General features: G+C 64.7%; 19 protein-coding genes. 8 read left to right on the top strand and 11 right to left on the bottom strand.

Annotated elements, in window-relative coordinates:
- Nucleotides 1-2 precede the first annotated feature (2 nt).
- From trbK-alt to trbF, 3 genes are read left to right on the top strand one after another with little or no spacing between them, the layout of a single operon-like run.
- Nucleotides 3-269: a putative entry exclusion protein TrbK-alt gene (trbK-alt, locus tag KF730_RS04985; RefSeq protein WP_294092636.1), complete on the top strand. Its 267-nt coding sequence runs from the start codon at nucleotides 3-5 to the stop codon at nucleotides 267-269.
- A gap of 2 nt (nucleotides 270-271) precedes the next feature.
- The gene (gene trbL, locus KF730_RS04980) at nucleotides 272-1,633 is read left to right on the top strand and encodes a P-type conjugative transfer protein TrbL (protein ID WP_294092634.1); all 1,362 of its coding nucleotides are present in this window, start codon (nucleotides 272-274) and stop codon (nucleotides 1,631-1,633) included.
- Nucleotides 1,630-2,319 carry a conjugal transfer protein TrbF gene (gene trbF / locus KF730_RS04975; RefSeq protein WP_294092633.1) on the top strand — a complete coding sequence of 230 codons (690 nt, stop codon included), beginning with the start codon at nucleotides 1,630-1,632 and terminating at the stop codon, nucleotides 2,317-2,319. The genes trbL and trbF overlap by 4 nt, the downstream gene beginning before the upstream one ends.
- Nucleotides 2,320-2,324: 5 nt before the next feature.
- Here the strand turns inward: trbF and KF730_RS04970 are convergent, their stop codons facing one another.
- Entirely contained in the window at nucleotides 2,325-2,702 is a 378-nt protein-coding gene (locus KF730_RS04970; RefSeq protein ID WP_294092632.1) for a nuclear transport factor 2 family protein, read from the bottom strand.
- Between the two features lie 60 nt (nucleotides 2,703-2,762).
- Between KF730_RS04970 and trbG the strand changes: the two genes are divergently transcribed.
- The 4 genes from trbG (at nucleotide 2,763) to KF730_RS04950 (ending at nucleotide 5,483) form a co-directional block, all read left to right on the top strand.
- Nucleotides 2,763-3,719, top strand: coding sequence for a P-type conjugative transfer protein TrbG (gene trbG / locus KF730_RS04965; RefSeq protein ID WP_294092631.1), 957 nt, complete (start codon nucleotides 2,763-2,765; stop codon nucleotides 3,717-3,719).
- Complete coding sequence (locus tag KF730_RS04960) at nucleotides 3,716-4,843, top strand: TrbI/VirB10 family protein (RefSeq protein WP_294092629.1); 1,128 nt, start codon at nucleotides 3,716-3,718, stop codon at nucleotides 4,841-4,843. Before trbG ends, KF730_RS04960 begins: the two co-directional genes overlap by 4 nt.
- A gap of 2 nt (nucleotides 4,844-4,845) precedes the next feature.
- Entirely contained in the window at nucleotides 4,846-5,067 is a 222-nt protein-coding gene (locus tag KF730_RS04955; protein ID WP_294092627.1) for a DUF2274 domain-containing protein, read from the top strand.
- Between the two features lie 122 nt (nucleotides 5,068-5,189).
- Nucleotides 5,190-5,483, top strand: a complete 294-nt coding sequence (locus tag KF730_RS04950; RefSeq protein ID WP_294092626.1) for an AlpA family phage regulatory protein — start codon at nucleotides 5,190-5,192, stop codon at nucleotides 5,481-5,483.
- Here the strand turns inward: KF730_RS04950 and KF730_RS04945 are convergent.
- From KF730_RS04945 to rplQ, 6 genes are all read right to left on the bottom strand, one after another.
- Entirely contained in the window at nucleotides 5,473-6,729 is a 1,257-nt protein-coding gene (locus KF730_RS04945; RefSeq protein ID WP_294092625.1) for a tyrosine-type recombinase/integrase, read from the bottom strand. The two genes, KF730_RS04950 and KF730_RS04945, sit on opposite strands and share 11 nt — an antisense overlap.
- 318 nt (nucleotides 6,730-7,047) lie before the next feature.
- Nucleotides 7,048-8,604, bottom strand: coding sequence for a glutamine-hydrolyzing GMP synthase (guaA, locus tag KF730_RS04940; RefSeq protein ID WP_294092624.1), 1,557 nt, complete (start codon nucleotides 8,602-8,604; stop codon nucleotides 7,048-7,050).
- A gap of 43 nt (nucleotides 8,605-8,647) precedes the next feature.
- Nucleotides 8,648-9,166, bottom strand: coding sequence for a hypothetical protein (locus tag KF730_RS04935; protein WP_294092623.1), 519 nt, complete (start codon nucleotides 9,164-9,166; stop codon nucleotides 8,648-8,650).
- A gap of 77 nt (nucleotides 9,167-9,243) precedes the next feature.
- A complete protein-coding gene (locus KF730_RS04930; protein ID WP_294092621.1) occupies nucleotides 9,244-9,804 on the bottom strand; it encodes a hypothetical protein in 561 nt (186 codons plus the stop codon).
- A 138-nt stretch (nucleotides 9,805-9,942) separates the two neighbouring features.
- A complete protein-coding gene (locus tag KF730_RS04925; RefSeq protein WP_294092620.1) occupies nucleotides 9,943-12,006 on the bottom strand; it encodes a prolyl oligopeptidase family serine peptidase in 2,064 nt (687 codons plus the stop codon).
- A gap of 75 nt (nucleotides 12,007-12,081) precedes the next feature.
- Nucleotides 12,082-12,504, bottom strand: coding sequence for a 50S ribosomal protein L17 (rplQ, locus tag KF730_RS04920; RefSeq protein ID WP_294092619.1), 423 nt, complete (start codon nucleotides 12,502-12,504; stop codon nucleotides 12,082-12,084).
- A 212-nt stretch (nucleotides 12,505-12,716) separates the two neighbouring features.
- On the opposite strand from rplQ, the gene KF730_RS04915 reads away from it, so the two are divergent.
- Nucleotides 12,717-14,027 carry a serine hydrolase gene (locus KF730_RS04915; RefSeq protein WP_294092618.1) on the top strand — a complete coding sequence of 437 codons (1,311 nt, stop codon included), beginning with the start codon at nucleotides 12,717-12,719 and terminating at the stop codon, nucleotides 14,025-14,027.
- A gap of 166 nt (nucleotides 14,028-14,193) precedes the next feature.
- Here KF730_RS04915 and KF730_RS04910 read toward each other — a convergent pair whose 3' ends face one another.
- The 4 genes from KF730_RS04910 to KF730_RS04895 all read right to left on the bottom strand — a co-directional run bounded on the left by KF730_RS04910 (nucleotide 14,194) and on the right by KF730_RS04895 (nucleotide 17,424).
- Complete coding sequence (locus KF730_RS04910; protein WP_294092617.1) at nucleotides 14,194-15,261, bottom strand: DNA-directed RNA polymerase subunit alpha; 1,068 nt, start codon at nucleotides 15,259-15,261, stop codon at nucleotides 14,194-14,196.
- 102 nt (nucleotides 15,262-15,363) lie between these two features.
- A complete protein-coding gene (gene rpsK / locus KF730_RS04905; RefSeq protein ID WP_169555796.1) occupies nucleotides 15,364-15,753 on the bottom strand; it encodes a 30S ribosomal protein S11 in 390 nt (129 codons plus the stop codon).
- Between the two features lie 14 nt (nucleotides 15,754-15,767).
- Entirely contained in the window at nucleotides 15,768-16,136 is a 369-nt protein-coding gene (gene rpsM / locus KF730_RS04900; protein ID WP_294092615.1) for a 30S ribosomal protein S13, read from the bottom strand.
- Nucleotides 16,137-16,407: 271 nt separating this feature from the next.
- Nucleotides 16,408-17,424 carry a polysaccharide deacetylase family protein gene (locus tag KF730_RS04895; RefSeq protein WP_294092614.1) on the bottom strand — a complete coding sequence of 339 codons (1,017 nt, stop codon included), beginning with the start codon at nucleotides 17,422-17,424 and terminating at the stop codon, nucleotides 16,408-16,410.
- Between the last annotated feature and the right edge of the window lie 12 nt (nucleotides 17,425-17,436).

The following is a 17,436-nucleotide window of genomic DNA, read 5'->3' as shown; positions in this document are numbered from 1 at the left end:
CCATGGACGGCAAGATGCTGGCCCGGCTTGGGGCCGTGGTGTTCATCGCCATCGCCGTCACGGCGACCGCAATCGACATGGCGCGGAAGGATGAACCTTCCGCGCCGCCCCCGGCATCGGCCTTCCAGCCCCCGGCCGATCCCCTGCGAGAAACCCTGCGCCGCTGCCAGCAGCTCGGCGAGGCGGCGGCGAGTGACGCTGGCTGCCTCGCCGCATGGGCGCAATCCCGTGACCGCTTCCTCGGCCGTGATCGCAGCGAGGCGCGCTGACCATGGGCAACACGGGCGTCATCGACAATTTCCTCGGCGTATTCACCAGCTACATCGACAGCGGTTTCGGGCTGCTCGGCGGCGAGGTCGCCTTCATCGCCACGACGCTGATCGTCATCGACGTGACGCTCGCCGCGCTCTTTTGGGCATGGGGCGCGGATGACGACATCATCGCCCGGCTGGTCAAAAAGACGCTGTTCATCGGCGTCTTCGCCTACATCATCAGCAATTGGAACAACCTCGCCCGGATCGTCTTCGAGAGCTTCGCCGGCCTCGGCCTCATGGCGTCGGGCACCGGCTTTTCCGTCACCGATCTGATGCGGCCGGGCCGCGTGGCGCAGACCGGCCTCGACGCCGGCCGTCCGCTTCTCGATTCCATTTCCGACCTGATGGGCTGGATCAGCTTCTTCGAGAACTTCATCCAGATCGCGTGCCTGCTGTTTGCATGGGCGCTGGTGGTGCTGGCCTTCTTCATCCTCGCCATCCAGCTTTTCGTGACGCTGATCGAGTTCAAGCTGACCACGCTCGCCGGCTTCGTCCTGATCCCCTTCGGCCTGTTCGGCAAGACCGCCTTCATGGCCGAGAAGGTCTTGGGCAATGTGGTGTCGTCCGGCATCAAGGTCTTGGTCCTCGCCGTCATCATCGGCATCGGCAGCACCTTGTTTTCGCAATTCACGGCCGGTTTCGGCGGGGCAACCCCGACCATCGACGACGCTATGGCTATCGTGCTCGCCGCACTATCGCTGCTCGGCCTCGGCATCTTCGGCCCCGGCATAGCAAACGGCATCGTCTCGGGCGGCCCGCAGCTCGGCGCGGGCGCGGCCGTGGGAACCGGCCTTGCGGTCGGCGGCGCGGCCGTCGCGGCAGGCGGTGCAACCATGCTTGCCACGAAGGGCGGTGCCGCTGCCCTGTCCGGCGGGGCCGCGGCCGTCCGCGGCGGCGCGGCCACCGCGGGCGCGGCGACCGCCGCCTATAGCGTCGGTTCCCTCGGCCAGACCGGCGCGGCGGGCATCGCTTCCGGTCTCGGCGGCGTCGCCCGAGCGGCAGGATCGGCGGCTATCTCGCCGCTCAAACGCGCCGCCGCGCGCGCCAGCGAATCCGTCAAATCCAGCTTCTCCGCTGGCACGAAAGCCGGATTCGGCGCGTCAGGCGGCAACTCGACCATGGGCACGGTCGGCGGCGCGAGCGCCGATCCCGCCGCAGCAGCATCCGGCCCGGCCGGCAGCCCGCCCGCATGGGCGCAACGGATACGGCGCTCGCAAGCCATGAACCACGGCACGACCATGGCCGCCCATGCGGTGCGCTCCGGCGACAGCCACGGCTCCGGTTCCTCCATCAACCTTTCCGAAAGTGACCGCTCATGAGCATCTTCAAACGACCAGCCACCCATTACGGCAAATCGCCCGAACCCGAGACGCCCTATCAGAAGGCGGCGCAGGCATGGGACGAGCGCATCGGCTCGGCCCGCATGCAGGCGAAAAACTGGCGCATTATGGCGTTCGGTTCGCTGATCCTTTCGGCCGGCTTCGCCTCGGCGCTGGTGTGGCAGTCCGCACGCGGGACCGTGGTGCCGTGGGTGGTGCAAGTCGATAATCTCGGACAGGCGCAGACCGTCGCGCCCGCCAACGCCGACTATCGGCCGACCGATCCGCAGATCGCTTTCCATCTCGGCCGATTTATCGAGCAGGTGCGCGCGATCCCGGCCGACGCGATCATTGTCCGCGAGAACTGGCTTCGCGCCTACGAATGGACCACGGATCGCGGCGCGGCGGCGCTCAACGATTACGCCCGCGCCAATGATCCTTTCGCCAAGGTCGGCCGCCAGCAGATCGCCGTCGAGGTGTCGAGCGTCATCCGGGCGTCCCCCAACAGTTTCCGCATCGCGTGGACGGAACGCCATTTCGAGAACGGCCAGCTTTCCAGCACGGAACGATGGACGGCCATCCTCACCATCGTCATCCAGCCGCCGCGCGACGCCGAGCGTCTGCGCGCCAATCCGCTCGGCATCTACGTCAATGCAATTTCATGGTCGCGGGAGATGAGCCAATGAAAACCTCAGCTTGCGTCAATCACCTCGCTGATCTTTCCCTCGGAGATATTGAAGAACGAGGTGCCCGTCATCTTGACCTCCTGCCCGGCCTTCCAGCCATTGGGCAGGTCGCTTTTGACCTTGGCGCGGTAGCCGATGCGCACGGCTGCACGGTCGTCTATCGCGATACAGTCGAGGATCGTCTGTTCTCTTTCAGCAAACAACTGGACGCCCTGTTCCGCCAGCGCGCGAAATGCCTCGATCCCGTGCGTTTCGTTCGTCGTCTCTCCGTTCGATCTGTTAACAAACCGAACATCGCTCGACAGACAGTCAAGCATCGCCTGAACATTCATCGTGTTGTAGGCGTCGATATACCGGGCAACAATCGTCGGGGCAGAATCCATTCTGTCGGTTCCTCATCATTGGTTGTGAAGCCGCTATCCTATGCGACTTTTGTGACGGTCGTGGCAATCGCTTTGGCAGGCTGCGCCACCAACCGGACGCCGCAATTCAGCTACGATGCCAGCGTGCCGCAGCTGCCGACCGTGCAGGCGGCGGCAACCGACAACACGCCCCGGCCGTTGCATGTGCCCCCGGCATGGACCATCGCACGCGGCGGCACCGCCGCAGGCACGCCGGCCGGCCGCGTCGAGAACGCCAACGCCGCCGCCCGCGTCGAGCCGCGCCGCGAAGGTTACTACAACGCCATCCAGATATATCCGTGGTCGGAAGGCGCGCTCTATCAGGTCTATGCCGCAGTCGGGCAGATAACGACGATCGCGCTGGAGCCGGGTGAGAGCCTGACAGGCGCGGGGCCGATTGCGGCGGGCGACACCGCCCGCTGGATCATCGGCGACACTGAGAGCGGCAGCGGCGCAAACCACCGTGTCCATATCCTTGTGAAGCCGACGCGGCCGGACATTTCGACCAACCTTGTCGTCACCACCGACCGGCGCACCTACATGCTCGAGCTGCGCGCGCGGGAATCGCTCTACATGCCCGCCGTGGCATGGGCCTATCCCGCAACGCCGGGCCAGCGCCAGACCGTTCCGGCCGCGCCGATCATCCCGGCCGAGGCGGCGCGGAACTATCGCTATGGGTTGCAGGTGCAGGGCGACAGCCCGCCGTGGCGGCCCGTCTCCGTCTTCGACGATGGCCGCCGCGTCTATGTCGTCTTCCCGGCCGGGATCGTGCAGGGCGAAATGCCGCCGATCTTCGTGCTTGGCGCGAACGGCGAGCCGCAAATCGTCAATTCCCGCATCCACCAGAACGTCCTGATTGTGGACCGCCTATTCGGCGCGGCCGAGCTGCGCCTCGGCAGCGGTAATCGCCAGCAGGTCGTCAGGATCGTCCGCACCAATCCGACGCAGGCCGCCGACGCGCGGCCCGCCAGCGCGACCACGGAAGGATCGTCCTCATGAGCGATACCGATACCGCAGCCCCCATGCGCCTGCGCGCTGAATCGCCCCGCGTCACCCGCCTGTCGCGCAAGATGCTGGCAGGCGTCGGCTCTGTCGCCTTGCTCGGCATCGGCGGCGCACTGATATACGCGCTCCAGACCCGCGACGCAGGACCGGGCGGCGAAGAACTCTTTTCGACCAACAACCGGCAAACTGCCGATGGGCTGGCGGGCCTGCCGAGCGACTATACCGGCCCTGTCTTGGGGCCGGCGCTGCCGGGCGACCTCGGCCGTCCGATCCTCGACGCGCAGAACCGGGGACAACCAGTCGTGCCGCCCGTTATGGCGACGCCCGCCGTCGATCCAGAGGAAGAACGCCGCCGCGCCGAGGAAGAAGCCGCGCGCTTGAGCAATGTGTTCTTCCAATCCGGCCCGCGCACAGCAGCGCCGGCAGGGACGGCCATACCCGGCCTTGCCGGTCTTGGCCTCGGCGGTCAGCCCGCGACACAGGACCGGCACGCGGCGTTCCTCAATGGACCCGTGGACCGGCAGACCGTCGCGCCGGATCGTGTCGCGCCGCCGGCATCGCCCTACATCCTTCAGGCCGGGGCCGTGATCCCGGCCGCGCTTATCACCGGCATCCGTTCCGACCTCCCGGGCCAAATCACGGCTCAAGTGACCGAGAATGTCTATGACAGCCCGACCGGCTCGCTGCTCCTGATCCCGCAGGGAACGCGCATCATCGGCCAATATGATGACGGCGTGACCTTCGGCCAGCGCCGCGTGTTGCTGGTATGGAATCGCCTGATCCTGCCCGGTGGCCGTTCCATCGTTCTGGAGCGCCTGCCGGGCGCGGACGCAAGCGGCTATGCCGGTCTTGAAGACGGGATCGACTACCATTGGTGGGATCTAATGAAAGCGGCTGGCCTCTCCACGCTGCTCGCGGTCGGCGCGGAGCTGGCGACGAGCGACGAGGACCGGCTTATCCGTGCGATCCGCGACGGCGCGCAGGATACTGTCAATCAGGCGGGCCAGCAGATCGTCCAACGCCAGTTGCAGGTTGCGCCGACGCTGACCATCCGGCCGGGCTTCCCGGTCAGGATCATCGTCACCCGCGACCTTGTGTTCGAGCCGGCAGGAGGTTGACCATGACGAAGCTGAAACTCGGCCCGCTCGCCGACGACAAGCCCGTGAAGGTCACGCTAGAGCTGCCCGCAACGCTCAACCGCGATCTGATCGACTATGCCGAGGTGCTGACCCGTGAAACCGGCAAGCCCGTCGCCGATCCCATCAAGCTCATCGTGCCGATGCTGGAGCGGTTCATCGCTACGGATCGCGGTTTCGCCAAGGCTCGGCGAGCCGCAAGCTAAATCCCATCCCGGCAGGGTGCCGCCAGCGCATAGGCGCAAATGCGGCACGCTACAGGCCGGCGACCTCACTCCATGGTTCGCATAGTTTCGGGGACCTCCAGTTGCCCGGAATCCCGTCGAACATGGCTACCGAGGTTATGAACATGAGTGATCCGACATCCGCGCTGGGTAAACGGACGATTCGCAGGCATCAGCTTCGGGAACTCGTTCCCCTTGCCGACACGACAATCTACGACATGGAACAACGGGGGGAATTTCCCCAGCGGTTCTATTTGACGGCCCGGTGTGTGGTTTGGGACCTCGCCGAAGTGGAGGCTTGGCTTGAAGAACGTCGCCAAGCCTCCAGAGAGAAAGCTATCAGGCGCGCGCCGTCGCCCGATGTGAAGCTCAGAAAATTCCGGCCCGTCAAACGCTAGGTTCAGGCACCAACAGGTCCATTGACGGCGGATACAGCGTCGGCACGTATTTCTGGCCCACCACCCAAGCGTCCACAAGGTTCGCCCATTCCTGCATCATATGGCGGCGCTGGTGCTCGTATTCCGCCTTGTTGTAGATGCCACGGGACGAGCGGCCATCCTCATGTGCCAAACACTTTTCGATCCAGTCACTATTGAAGCCCAGCTCGTTCAGGAGCGTAGAGCCTGTTCGGCGCAGATCGTGAACAGTGAAAGGTTCGAGCGGCAAGCCCTCGTTCTTCGCCCGCGCCACGACAGCGGTGGTTATACGGTTGAAGGTCGCCCGCGACATGGGAGCATCCGCATCGTAGCGCGATGGCAGCAGATATTTGGAATTGCCGGCGCAAGTCTTGAGCGCAATGAGAATGTCGATTGCTTGCTGCGCGAGATAGACGTTGTGCGCTTTGGATCGCTTCATCCGCTCCTTCGGGATCGACCAGACTGCGTTCTCGAAATCGACCTCATCCCAAGTCGCGTCCTGCAACTCGCTCTTTCGGACCATGGTGAGCAGGAACAGCTTCATTCCGAGCCGGATTGTCGGCAGCGTTGGCACATGCTCAAGCTGACCCAACATGACCCGGATTTCAGCAGGCGATAGTGAGCGGTCTTTGGGAACAAAGGTTGCGATAGATGCAGGCCCGACCTCATCGGCCGGATTTGCCACCTTTTCCCCGTGCAGGATTGCGAAGGCATAAACGAGCTTCACAATGTCGCGGACGTGAACGGCGGTGGCCGGTGCTCCACGCCCCTTCACCTTTGCACACATCGCGCGCAGATCGTCGGGGCTGATTTCCGTCAGCATCCGGTTCCGAAAGGTCGGCAGAATGTCCCGCTCATAGATCGAGCGACGCATCGCACGGGTGCTGTCCGCCATCCGCGCCTCCTGCAACCAGCGTTCGCCGAACTCGCCGAAGCTCTTTGCTTCCTTGATACGGCGCTTCTCACGTTGTTTCTCGCGCGCGGGCGACCGCCCTTCCGCGATAGCCCGCTGCGCGTCTATCAACTGCTCGCGCGCTCGCGCCAGAGATAGGCCGGCTGCACCGTATCGACCCAGCGTCAACGTCTCCCGCCGCCCATTGAGGCGATAGTCATACCGGAACACGACCGCCCCCGAGGGATTGACCGCGACATACATACCGTCACGGTCAGCGACCTTATACAATTTATCCTTTGGTTTCAGAGCCTTGATGCCCGCGTCAGTCAGCATTTTGACCCTCCAAGACCGTCCAAAAACGTCAGAGAGCAGCCAATTATACCGTCAGGCCAAAATCAGCCTAGCTGATCGGTAAATTTCCCTTTATTATCAATGGAATAAGGTAAAAAATATACCGTCAGAAGCTCTCTTGCCCTTGACGGTATATGCAATTTCCAAATGTGACAAGTTTTGCCATACCGTCACCTATACCGTCATTTGCGAGGCTCGCACGACGATAGACCGCGATAGATGGTAACAAAATTATATAATGATTTCAGTTAGTTATGTGCGGTGATCGGCGGTAATCGGCGGCGTTCGGATAGGCCCGAATTATTCCCACTCAATGGTCCCGGGCGGCTTCGATGTGTAATCATAAGTCACCCGATTGATACCGCGGACCTCGTTGATGATCCGCGTCGTCACCCGCGCCAGGAAGCCGCCGGGATATTCGAAGGCGACCGCGGTCATGCCGTCGGTCGAAGTGACTGCGCGCAATGCCAGGACATGATCATAGGTACGGTGATCGCCCATCACGCCGACGGTGCGCACCGGCAGCAGCACCGCAAAGGCCTGCCAGATCGCATCGTAGAGCCCGGCGTTGCGGATTTCCTCCAGATAGATCGCGTCGGCCTTGCGGAGGATGTCGCAGCGTTCCTTGGTTACCTCACCGGGGATGCGGATGGCGAGACCGGGCCCGGGGAACGGATGGCGGCCGACGAAAATCTCGGGAAGGCCAAGCTCGCGGCCCAGGGCGCGGACTTCATCCTTGAACAGTTCCCGCAGCGGCTCGACCAGCTTCATGTTCATCCGCTCAGGCAGGCCGCCGACATTGTGGTGGCTCTTGATCGTCACCGACGGGCCGCCGGTGAAGCTGACGCTCTCGATCACGTCGGGATAGAGTGTGCCTTGGGCCAGGAAATCGGCGCCGCCGATCTTCTTCGCTTCCTCTTCAAAGACTTCGATGAACGTCTTGCCGATGAATTTGCGCTTGGCTTCGGGATCGGAGACCCCGGCGAGGCCGTTCAGGAACAGGGTTTCGGCCTGCACATGGACGAGCGGGATATTGTACGCCCCGCGGAACAGGCTGACGACCTGATCGGCCTCCCCTGCCCGCATCAGCCCATGATCGACGAACACGCAGGTCAGCTGGCTGCCGATCGCCTCGTGGATCAGCACCGCCGCGACCGCGCTATCGACTCCGCCCGAAAGCCCGCAGATCACCCGGCCAGTGCCGACCTGCTCGCGGATTTCCCTGATCTTGGCGGCGCGGAACTCGGCCATCGTCCAGCCGCCATGCAGGCCACAGACGTGACGCACGAAATTGGCGAGCAGGCGCGAACCGTCGGGGGTATGCACGACTTCGGGGTGGAACTGCATCGCATAGTAACGACGCGCATCGTCGGCGACGACCGCGAAGGGCGAGCCGGGGCTGACCGCGACGGGACGGAAGCCGGGAGCGAGCTCGGTGACCTTGTCTCCGTGGCTCATCCACACCTGATGCGTCTCGCCCTCGGCCCACAGGCCATCGAACAACACGCAGCCATCCTCGATCTCGATAAAGGCGCTGCCGAACTCGCCGCTGTCGCCCAGCCGGACTTCGCCGCCGAGCTGGTGCATCATCACCTGCTGGCCGTAGCAGATGCCGAGGATCGGCAGACCGGAATCGAAGATTTCCCGCGGCACCCGCGGGCTGCCATCTTCCAGCACCGATGCCGGCGAGCCTGAGAGGATGATCCCCCTGGGCTTCATTCGGCGGAACGCTTCGGCAGCGGTGGTGAAGGGAGCGATTTCGCTATAGACCCCCGCCTCGCGCACGCGGCGCGCGATCAATTGGGTCACCTGGCTCCCGAAATCGACGATCAGGATTGAATCGGCATGATGGTCCATGCCCGACGCGCTTAGCAGAACATCGCCGCTTGGGAAGGGCGGATCAGAGCCCGAGGAACGTAACCTCGGGCCGAGCGCCGGCGGTCAGGCTGCATCGCCAGTTATGGCTACGCGCCACCGGATGGCCTTCGCCAAATTCGATCTGGCCTTTCACCAGCCAGCTCCGGCCATCCCATTTGGTGCTGCTCACCGCGGTGATGCGCGAAAGCCGGTCATATCTGGCCGCCATGGTCTCCACTTCTTCGGTGCAGCGATCCTGCGCCAGTTCCGCAGTGTAGGTGCCATCATAATCCGACGGCATCGTGGCCGGCTCGACCGTGTCATATTCCTCGGCATAGGCCGCGTCGGCGCGGTCGCGGCGATTCTTCTCCGAAGCGACGATGGCGAGGAGGCCGCCTATCACCGCCCCGCCGATCAACGCATCGGCGACGCTGACCCGGTCGCCTTCGCGGTGATGCTGCCGGTACTCACGATCGTCCCAGCGCTGCGCCTGCACCGGGACCGCCAATCCCGCCACCCCGACGAGCGCAACGATCCCGCCGCCGAACTTCATGACCCGCACAGAGACTCTCCCGTTTCTTCATGAACGGCCTACTCCGCCGAATCTGTCACCGAGGTGAACCAGCGGCGGCCGGAGGGTCAAAGACCTTCGAAACTGATCTGCGGGGCGCTGCCGGCGCTCAGCGCGCAACGGAAAGCGTGGCTGCGCTTGATCGCGTCACTGTAGCTGTTGGCAAGCTCGACCGTGCCCTTGACCACCCAGCTCCTGCCATTCCAGACGGTGCTGCGGATGTCGGTGACCCGCGTCAGTCGGGCGTAATTCTGCGCCAGCGTCTCGGCTTCGGAGGCGCAGCGATCGGTCGCCGCCTCGGTGTCGTACAAGCCGTCATATTGCGCCGCGTTGGGAGCGGGCATCTCGGCTACGGGCGAGCCGCTCTCGGGCGAGTTGGCATCATATTCCTCTTCATAGACTTCGGCGCGCTCGCGGCGCTTTTTCTCCGAATCGCTCAGCGCGAGGATACCGCCAAGGAGCACCGCGCCGAGGATCAGACCGCCGGCATCGACCTTGTCGCCGCCGCGATGATGGCCGCCATAATGCCCGCGGCCGCCGCCGCGATAGCGCTGCGCCTCGGCGGGAACCGCCATACCCAGCATCGCGAGGGTCGCGGCCGCGCCACCGGCCAGCTTCAGGATGCTCATGTCAATTTCCTCCCGTTTCTCTAGTGAAACGAGATTATGCGCGTTCGGCTGTCGCGTCGATGAACCGAAAGCAGCGCGCGACGAAGATGCGACCAATGAGCGCAGCCGGAAATGGACCCGGCCCATGTCACCGGCGTCTCAATCGCGAATGACGAGCCCGGTCCATTCGGCGGCGAAGGCGAGGAGATCGGCGGTCTCCTCGATCAGCTTGTCGGTAGGCTTGCCCGAGCCATGGCCGGCGCGCGTCTCGATGCGGATCAGGTGCGGCTTTTCCCCGATCGCAGCACTCTGGATCGCCGCGGCATATTTGAAGCTGTGGCCGGGGACGACGCGGTCGTCGGTGTCGGCGGTCGTCACCAGGATCGCGGGATAGTCCGCCCCGGCGCGCACATTGTGATAGGGCGAGTAGCCGTGGAGGGTGCGGAAGTCCGCTTCCTCCGCCGGCTTGCCGTAATCATCGACCCAGTAGCGCCCGGCGGTCCAGCGATCGAAGCGGAGCATATCCATCACCCCGACAGCAGGCAGCGCCGCCGCGAACAGATCGGGGCGCTGGTTGGTGACCGCGCCGACCAGCAGGCCGCCATTGGAGCCGCCCTGGATCGCGAGCTGGCCCTTCCCGGCAATGCCTTCGTGGATCAGATATTCGCCCGCGGCGATGAAATCGTCGAAGCTGTTCTGCTTGTTGGCGAGGCGGCCGCCATCGTGCCACGCCTTGCCATATTCGCCACCGCCGCGAATGTTGGCGACGGCGAGCACCCCGCCCTGCTCCATCCAGGCGACGCGCGACGAGGCGAAGGCGGGGGTCAGCGAGATGCCGAAGCCGCCATAGGCATAGAGCAGGGTCGGCGCGGGGCCGTGGGTATCCTTGCGGCGGACGACGAACATCGGCACGCGGGTGCCGTCCTTCGACGCGTAGAAGCGCTGCTCGACGGCGTAATCGGACGGGTCGAACAGCAGCTTCGGCGCCGCCCAGGGCGTGCTTTCCCCGGTCGCGACATTGTGACGGTAGATCGTCGTCGGCTCGTTGAAGCTGGTGAAGGCGAAGAAGGTCTCGGGATCGTCGGCCATGCCGCCGAAGCCCGATGCGGTGCCGATACCGGGCAAGGCGACCGGACCGAGCGGCGTGCCGTCCAATGCGAAGCGGCGGATCTCGGTGCGGGCATCGACGAGATAGCTGGCGATCAGCGTGTGGCCGATGATCGTGGCGCCCTCCAGCGTGGCCTTGTCCTCGGGCACCAGTTCGTGCGCCTCGGGATGCTCGCTCCCGGTCACGTCCATGGTCACGATCCGCATCCGCGGCGCGTGGCTGTTGGTGGTCCAGTAGAAGCGGGTGCCGCTATTGCCCGCCAGCGACCAGTGATGGTTGAGCCCATGGATGATCGTCCGGGCCGGCCAGGCCGGTTCGCGCAGGTCGATCAGGGTGATCTGATAGCGGTCGTCGGTGCCTTCGCTGGTGGTGATCGCCAGCCAGTCCCCGTCATCGGTGATCTGCGCGTAATGGCTGTGGCTGGGATGTTCGGGCGTCTCATAGACCAGCCGGTCGGCCGACTGCGGATTGCCGAGGCGGTGGAAATAGATTTTGTGGTTCTCGTTGAGCGCCTGGAACCTGTCCTCCTCGGCCACCTCCGGATAGCGCGAGTAGAAGAAGCCGCTGCCGTCCTTGTTCCACACCGCGGCGAGGGTGAACTTCATCCCTTCGATGACGTCGCCGGTGTCCTTGCCGGTGGCGACATCGAGCACCCGGGCGGTGCGCCAGTCGCTGCCGCCGTCCTGGACCGCATAGAGCAGATGCTCGCCATTGTCCGACGGCGTCCATTCGGAAAGCGCGGTGGCGCCATCGGCCGACCAGCCATTGGGGTCGATCAGGACCCGGCCTTCGCCGTCCAGCCCTTCGCGCACGAACAGCACCGCTTGCTGCTGGAGCCCGGAATTGTGCATGTAGAAATAGCGGCTGCCCTTCTTCTCGGGGATGCCGAAGCGTTCGTAATCGAAGAGCTGCGTGATGCGGGTACGGAACCAGTCGCGCGCCGGGAGCGCGGCGAGATAGGCGCCGGTCACCGCGTTCTGGCGCTCGACCCAGTCCGCAACTTCCCGATCATTGCGCACATCGGCTTCCAGCCAGCGATACGGGTCCGCCACCGCTATCCCGAACTGCTGCTCCACCACATCGTCGCGGCGGGTTTCGGGATAGGCGATCGGCATCGGGATACTCCAGAACGAGAAAAGGCCGGTGCCAAATGGCCCGGCCTTTCCTGTAATTCAACCGAATGGACGGTCTTACGCGGCGTCGGCGAAATCGTCGTCGCCCATCACCGGGCCCGAATCCTGGCCCTTGGCCGAGACGTCGCGATCGACGAACTCGATGATCGCCATCGGCGAGGCGTCCGACGCGCGGATGCCGGCCTTGATGATGCGGGTGTAGCCACCGTTGCGATCGGCGTAGCGCGCGGCCAGCACGTCGAACAGCTTGACCAGCTGGGCATCGTCGAGAAGGCGCGAATGCGCGAGACGGCGGTTCGAAAGACCGCCCTTCTTGGCGAGCGTGATCAGCTTCTCGACGTAAGGACGCAGTTCCTTCGCCTTGGCGGTGGTGGTGGTGATCTGCTCGTGCTTGATGAGCGCGGCGCTCATGTTGCGGAACAGGGCAAGGCGGTGGGCCGAGGTACGCTGCAGCTTACGGCCGCCGACGCGATGGCGCATGGGTATTTCCTTCGTTCGTTAAGGGGCCGTATGAGGTACCCCAGACCAGGCGGTGCTTATGGCCACCGCCAAAACCGAAGCGCGCTCCAAGCCGATCCAGCTCCGAAAGTCAAGGCATCAACCGCTCGCCGCCCCGCCCGGCAATATATTCCAGCGGTTGCCAGGCGCCGGCCGCCGCCGCAACATGACCGTCAGGATCAGGGAGAGAGCGGATGCTACGTTGGAATCTGGCGCTTGTTGGAGCGGTGATGCTGAACCCGGTCGCTTTGGCGCAAACCGCGCCCCCAACCGCCGTGGAGAGCGAGCCCGGCAAGTTGATGCTGATGCAGGGTTTCCCGGTGCCGCCGGCCGCACAGGTACGCTGGGACGATCAGAGCATGTGGGACTTCCCGAAAACCCGCTGGTCCTTCAGCCATATGCGCGAACTCCTGCCCACCGTGGCGATCCATCGCGGCGCGCCGGCCAAGCTCTTCCCCCGCGCCGAACGTAGCGGCCTGGATGCGCTGCGCTTCGCCACCCTCGACGGGCGGACGATGACGTGGCGGGAATCGCTGGACGCCAACTACACCGACGGTATCGTCGTGCTTCACCGCGGCAGGATCGTCTATGAGCGCTATTTCGGCGCGTTCGGACCAGCAGACCAGCACATCGCCATGTCGGTCACCAAGAGCTTCATCGGCACGCTCGCCGAAACCCTCATCGCCCGGGGCAAGCTCGACCCAGACCGCACCGCGGCGAGCTACGTCCCCGAATTGGCTGCCAGCGGCTTCGGCGATGCGACGATCCGCCAGCTTCTGGATATGCGGATCGGACTGGATTACACCGAGGATTATAACGGGATGGGTACCCGGATGAGCGATGTCACCCGAATGGTGATCGCGCTCGGCTGGCGGCCGCGGCCCGCAGGCTATGACGGACCCGATGGCGGCTACGCCTATGCGGCCTCGCTGAAGAAGGATGGGGAGCATGGCGGCGGCTTCGTTTATCGCACGCCGATCAGCATGGCGCTCGGCTGGGTGCTGGAGCGCATTACCGGCAAGCCGCTCGCGCAGCAGATCGAGCAGCAATTCTGGTCCCCCATGGGAATGGAGCAGGAAGCGAATTTGAGCGTCGACCGGATGGGGACGGCCTTCGCGGGCGGTGGTCTCTCGGCCTCATTGCGCGACATGGCGCGCTTCGGCGAGATGATACGCCTGGGGGGCCGCTGGCAGGGTCGCGAGATCGTACCACCGGCCGCGATTGCCGCGATCGTCAAGGGTGGCGATCCCGCCGCCTTCGCCAATGTCAACTATCCTGGTCTGGATGGCGGCAATTATGGCAGCCAATGGTGGCACCGGCCCGGCGGACAGATATTGGCGCTCGGGGTCAACGGCCAGGGCATCTATATCGATCGCGAGGCCGAAATGGTCATCGTCCGCTTCGCCAGTCATCCGGTTGCGGGCAATCGTGCGAACACGCCCGTCACGATTCCGGCATATGATGCCGTGGCAACATGGCTGCGGGCCAATGACGGGAAACGCTAGGGTCCGGAGGCGCCGATCCGGTTCGATAGCAAAAGGGCCGCCCCCTGCGGGACGGCCCTTGCTTGTTCCTGGACCCGCCGCGGCGAAGCCGCGTCGTCGGACGGGCGATGCCCACCGGCCGGGTTGATCGTCTAGCCGGCGAACAGGTTGCCCTATTCGCCCAGGATCAACCCATGATCTCCTGCTCGAGCTTCTTGGCCATCTCTTCGATGTTCTCGGGCGGCCAGCCGGGGATTTCCATACCGAGACGGAGACCCATCGACGAAAGCACTTCCTTGATCTCGTTGAGCGACTTGCGGCCGAAGTTCGGCGTGCGCAGCATCTCGGCTTCGGTCTTCTGGACCAGATCGCCGATATAGATGATGTTGTCGTTCTTCAGGCAATTGGCCGAACGCACCGACAGTTCGAGCTCGTCGACCTTCTTGAGAAGGTAACGGTTGATCTGCGCGGTGTCGCCAGCGCCACCTTCCGGCGCTGCCGACGGCGCGGCCATGCCGATCGGCGCCGAACGGGTGACCGCCGAGTCGTCGAAGTGGACGAACAGCGCGAGCTGGTCCTGAAGAATGCGCGCGGCATAGGCCAGACCGTCTTCCGGAGTGATCGTGCCGTCGGTCTCGATGGTCAGCGTGAGCTTGTCGTAATCGAGCTCCTGGCCGACGCGGGTGTTCTCGACCTTGTACGAGACCTGGCGGACCGGGCTGTACAGGGCATCGACCGGGATCAGGCCGATCGGCGCATCGGCCGGACGGTTCGACGCGGCGGGGACATAGCCCTTACCGGTGTCGGCGGTCAGCTCCATGTTGAGCGTCGCGCCATCGTCGAGGTGGCAGATCACCAGTTCGGGGTTCATCACTTCGATGTCGCCCGAGACGGCGATGTCGCCAGCCTTCACTTCCGCCGGGCCGGTGGCCGACAGCTGGAGCCGCTTCGGGCCTTCGCCCTGCATGCGGATCGCGATCTGCTTCACGTTGAGGACGATGTCGGTCACGTCTTCACGCACGCCGGCGAGCGACGAGAATTCGTGGAGCACGTTCTCGATCTTGATCGAGGTGACCGCCGCGCCCTGAAGCGACGACAACAGAACGCGACGCAGCGCGTTACCGAGCGTCAGGCCGAAGCCGCGCTCGAGCGGCTCGGCGACGAACGACGCCTTGCGCTTGGGATCGCCACCCGGCTTCTTTTCGAGGCCGTTGGGCTTCTTGAGTTCCTGCCAGTTCTTAGGGTTCACCGACACAGGCTTTCCTCATGTTGGGCGGAGCTGGTGCTTGCCCCGCCAGAAAATCGCTGTCCGGCCCCGAACCCGCACCCGGATCCGTGAGCCGAACAGAACGGCAAATCAGACGCGACGACGCTTCGACGGACGGACGCCGTTGTGCGGGATCGGAGTCACGTCGCGGATCGACGTGATCTGGAAACCGACCGCCTGCAGCGCGCGGAGCGCCGACTCGCGGCCCGAGCCCGGACCCTTCACTTCGACTTCGAGCGTGCGGACGCCGTGCTCGGCGGCCTTCTTACCCGCGTCTTCCGCCGCGACCTGAGCCGCATACGGAGTCGACTTGCGCGAGCCCTTGAAGCCCATCATGCCCGCCGACGACCACGAGATCGCGTTGCCCTGGGCATCGGTGATCGTGATCATGGTGTTATTGAAGCTGGCGTTCACATGGGCGACGCCTGCGGTGATGTTCTTGCGTTCGCGCCGGCGAAGGCGCTGCGGTTCACGTGCCATTGTTCAGCGCTCCCTTACTTCTTCTTGCCGGCGATCGGCTTGGCCTTGCCCTTGCGGGTGCGCGCATTGGTGTGCGTGCGCTGGCCACGGACCGGGAGGCCCTTACGGTGACGGAGGCCGCGATAGCAGGCCAGATCCATCAGGCGCTTGATGTTCATCGCGGTTTCGCGGCGAAGGTCACCCTCAACGGAGTAACCGGCGTCGATGGTCTCGCGGATCTGCAGCACTTCCTGGTCCGACAGGTCCTGCACGCGGCGCTCGGCGGCGATGCCCAGCTTGTCGGTGATTTCCTTGGCCTTGGCCGGGCCGATACCGTGGATATACTGCAGCGCGATAACGACGCGCTTGTTGGTCGGGATATTGACACCCGCAATACGAGCCATGAATTATTCTCCCAGCTCCACAGGATGCGGCATGGCAGCGTGCATCCCATATCGTAGCGTTACTCCGAAAATGCAGTCGCGCGGCAAGCGCGTGGAAGCGCTGCCGGTGAAACCGCTGTTTCGGAAGATGCGCGACATATGCAGCCCCGCAGGCACTGTCAAGCGCTGCGGACGGCTTTCGTCGGAAGCGGATATATACACCAAGGTTGCGCCTGCGCCAAGCGGGTGCGGCGGGACGCTGTCCCGCTTCAGGAACGGGATATCCGCCGTCTCAGACGGCGCAGAGCAACAGGCTGGAGGCGGCCGCCGCCCGGCGTGGTGCCTCGAATCGGATGCCGTCGGCGATGCGGCGCATATGCGCCAGATATTCGAGCGAACCGCTGAGATAGGCGTGGAACTCGGCGCGCGACACGGCGGGGCCATCGACGAAACGGCGCAGCGCATGGGGATCGGTGCCTGGCGGATTGAGCCCTTCATCGACCAAGGTCGCGGAGGCGACGCCTTCGGCGGCGAGCATGGCCGGGGCGAGACGATGCCAGGTGCCGCTGGGATAGCAGAAATGGCGCGGCTCCGGCACGCCCGCCGCGGCGAGGAAGGCCCGGTTGTCCTCGATCTCGCGCGCCAGCAGCCCGAGATTGGCGGCGACATCGATATGGCGGTGGGTGTGCATCTGGATATCGAGGCCGCGCGCATGGGCATCGGCGATCTCGGCCGGACGCATCAGGTGGAACTGCCGGCGGTCGAGCCAGGCTTCGCCGACGCCCAGCGAGCGGCCGAGATCGCGCAACGCCGCGAGGCGGTCCCGCTCGGGCAATTGCTCGATGCGGCGTATCTCGCGGGCGCGTGCAGACGGATCGCAGCCCGCCGCCGCCAGCAGATAGCCGACCGCGACGTTGATCACCGGAAGATCGCGGCCGGAATACCAGGTGGTGGCGTATAGCGTCGCGGGCAGTTCGTAGCGTTCCAGTATCGGCAGCATATGGCTGTGGGCCGATGCCCAGCCGTCATCGATGGTGATGACCACCGCGGCCTCCGGCAGATCGCCGGCGGACAAGCGGGCAACCGCTTCGTCCAGGCCCAGCACCGGGCGGCCCGAGCGGCGCAGCGCCCTCATCCGGCTATCGAACATCGCCGGCGTCATGAACAGGCAGTTGCCATAGGGCCTGTCCTCGCCCAGCCAGAGGCCGTGATAGCAGAGGATACGCAGCTGGCGCGCGCTCACGCGGCGGGCGATACCTGACAAACCAGACAGCGCCGCGGCTTTCAGCAAGGCGACCTTTGGCGACACGCGGCGTACTCC

The sequence above is a fragment of the Sphingomonas sp. genome, from assembly GCF_019635515.1.
Taxonomy (GTDB): Bacteria; Pseudomonadota; Alphaproteobacteria; order Sphingomonadales; family Sphingomonadaceae; genus Sphingomonas.
Note: the sequence above shows the minus strand (reverse complement) of the source record. Positions and strands in the feature narration are given on the sequence as shown.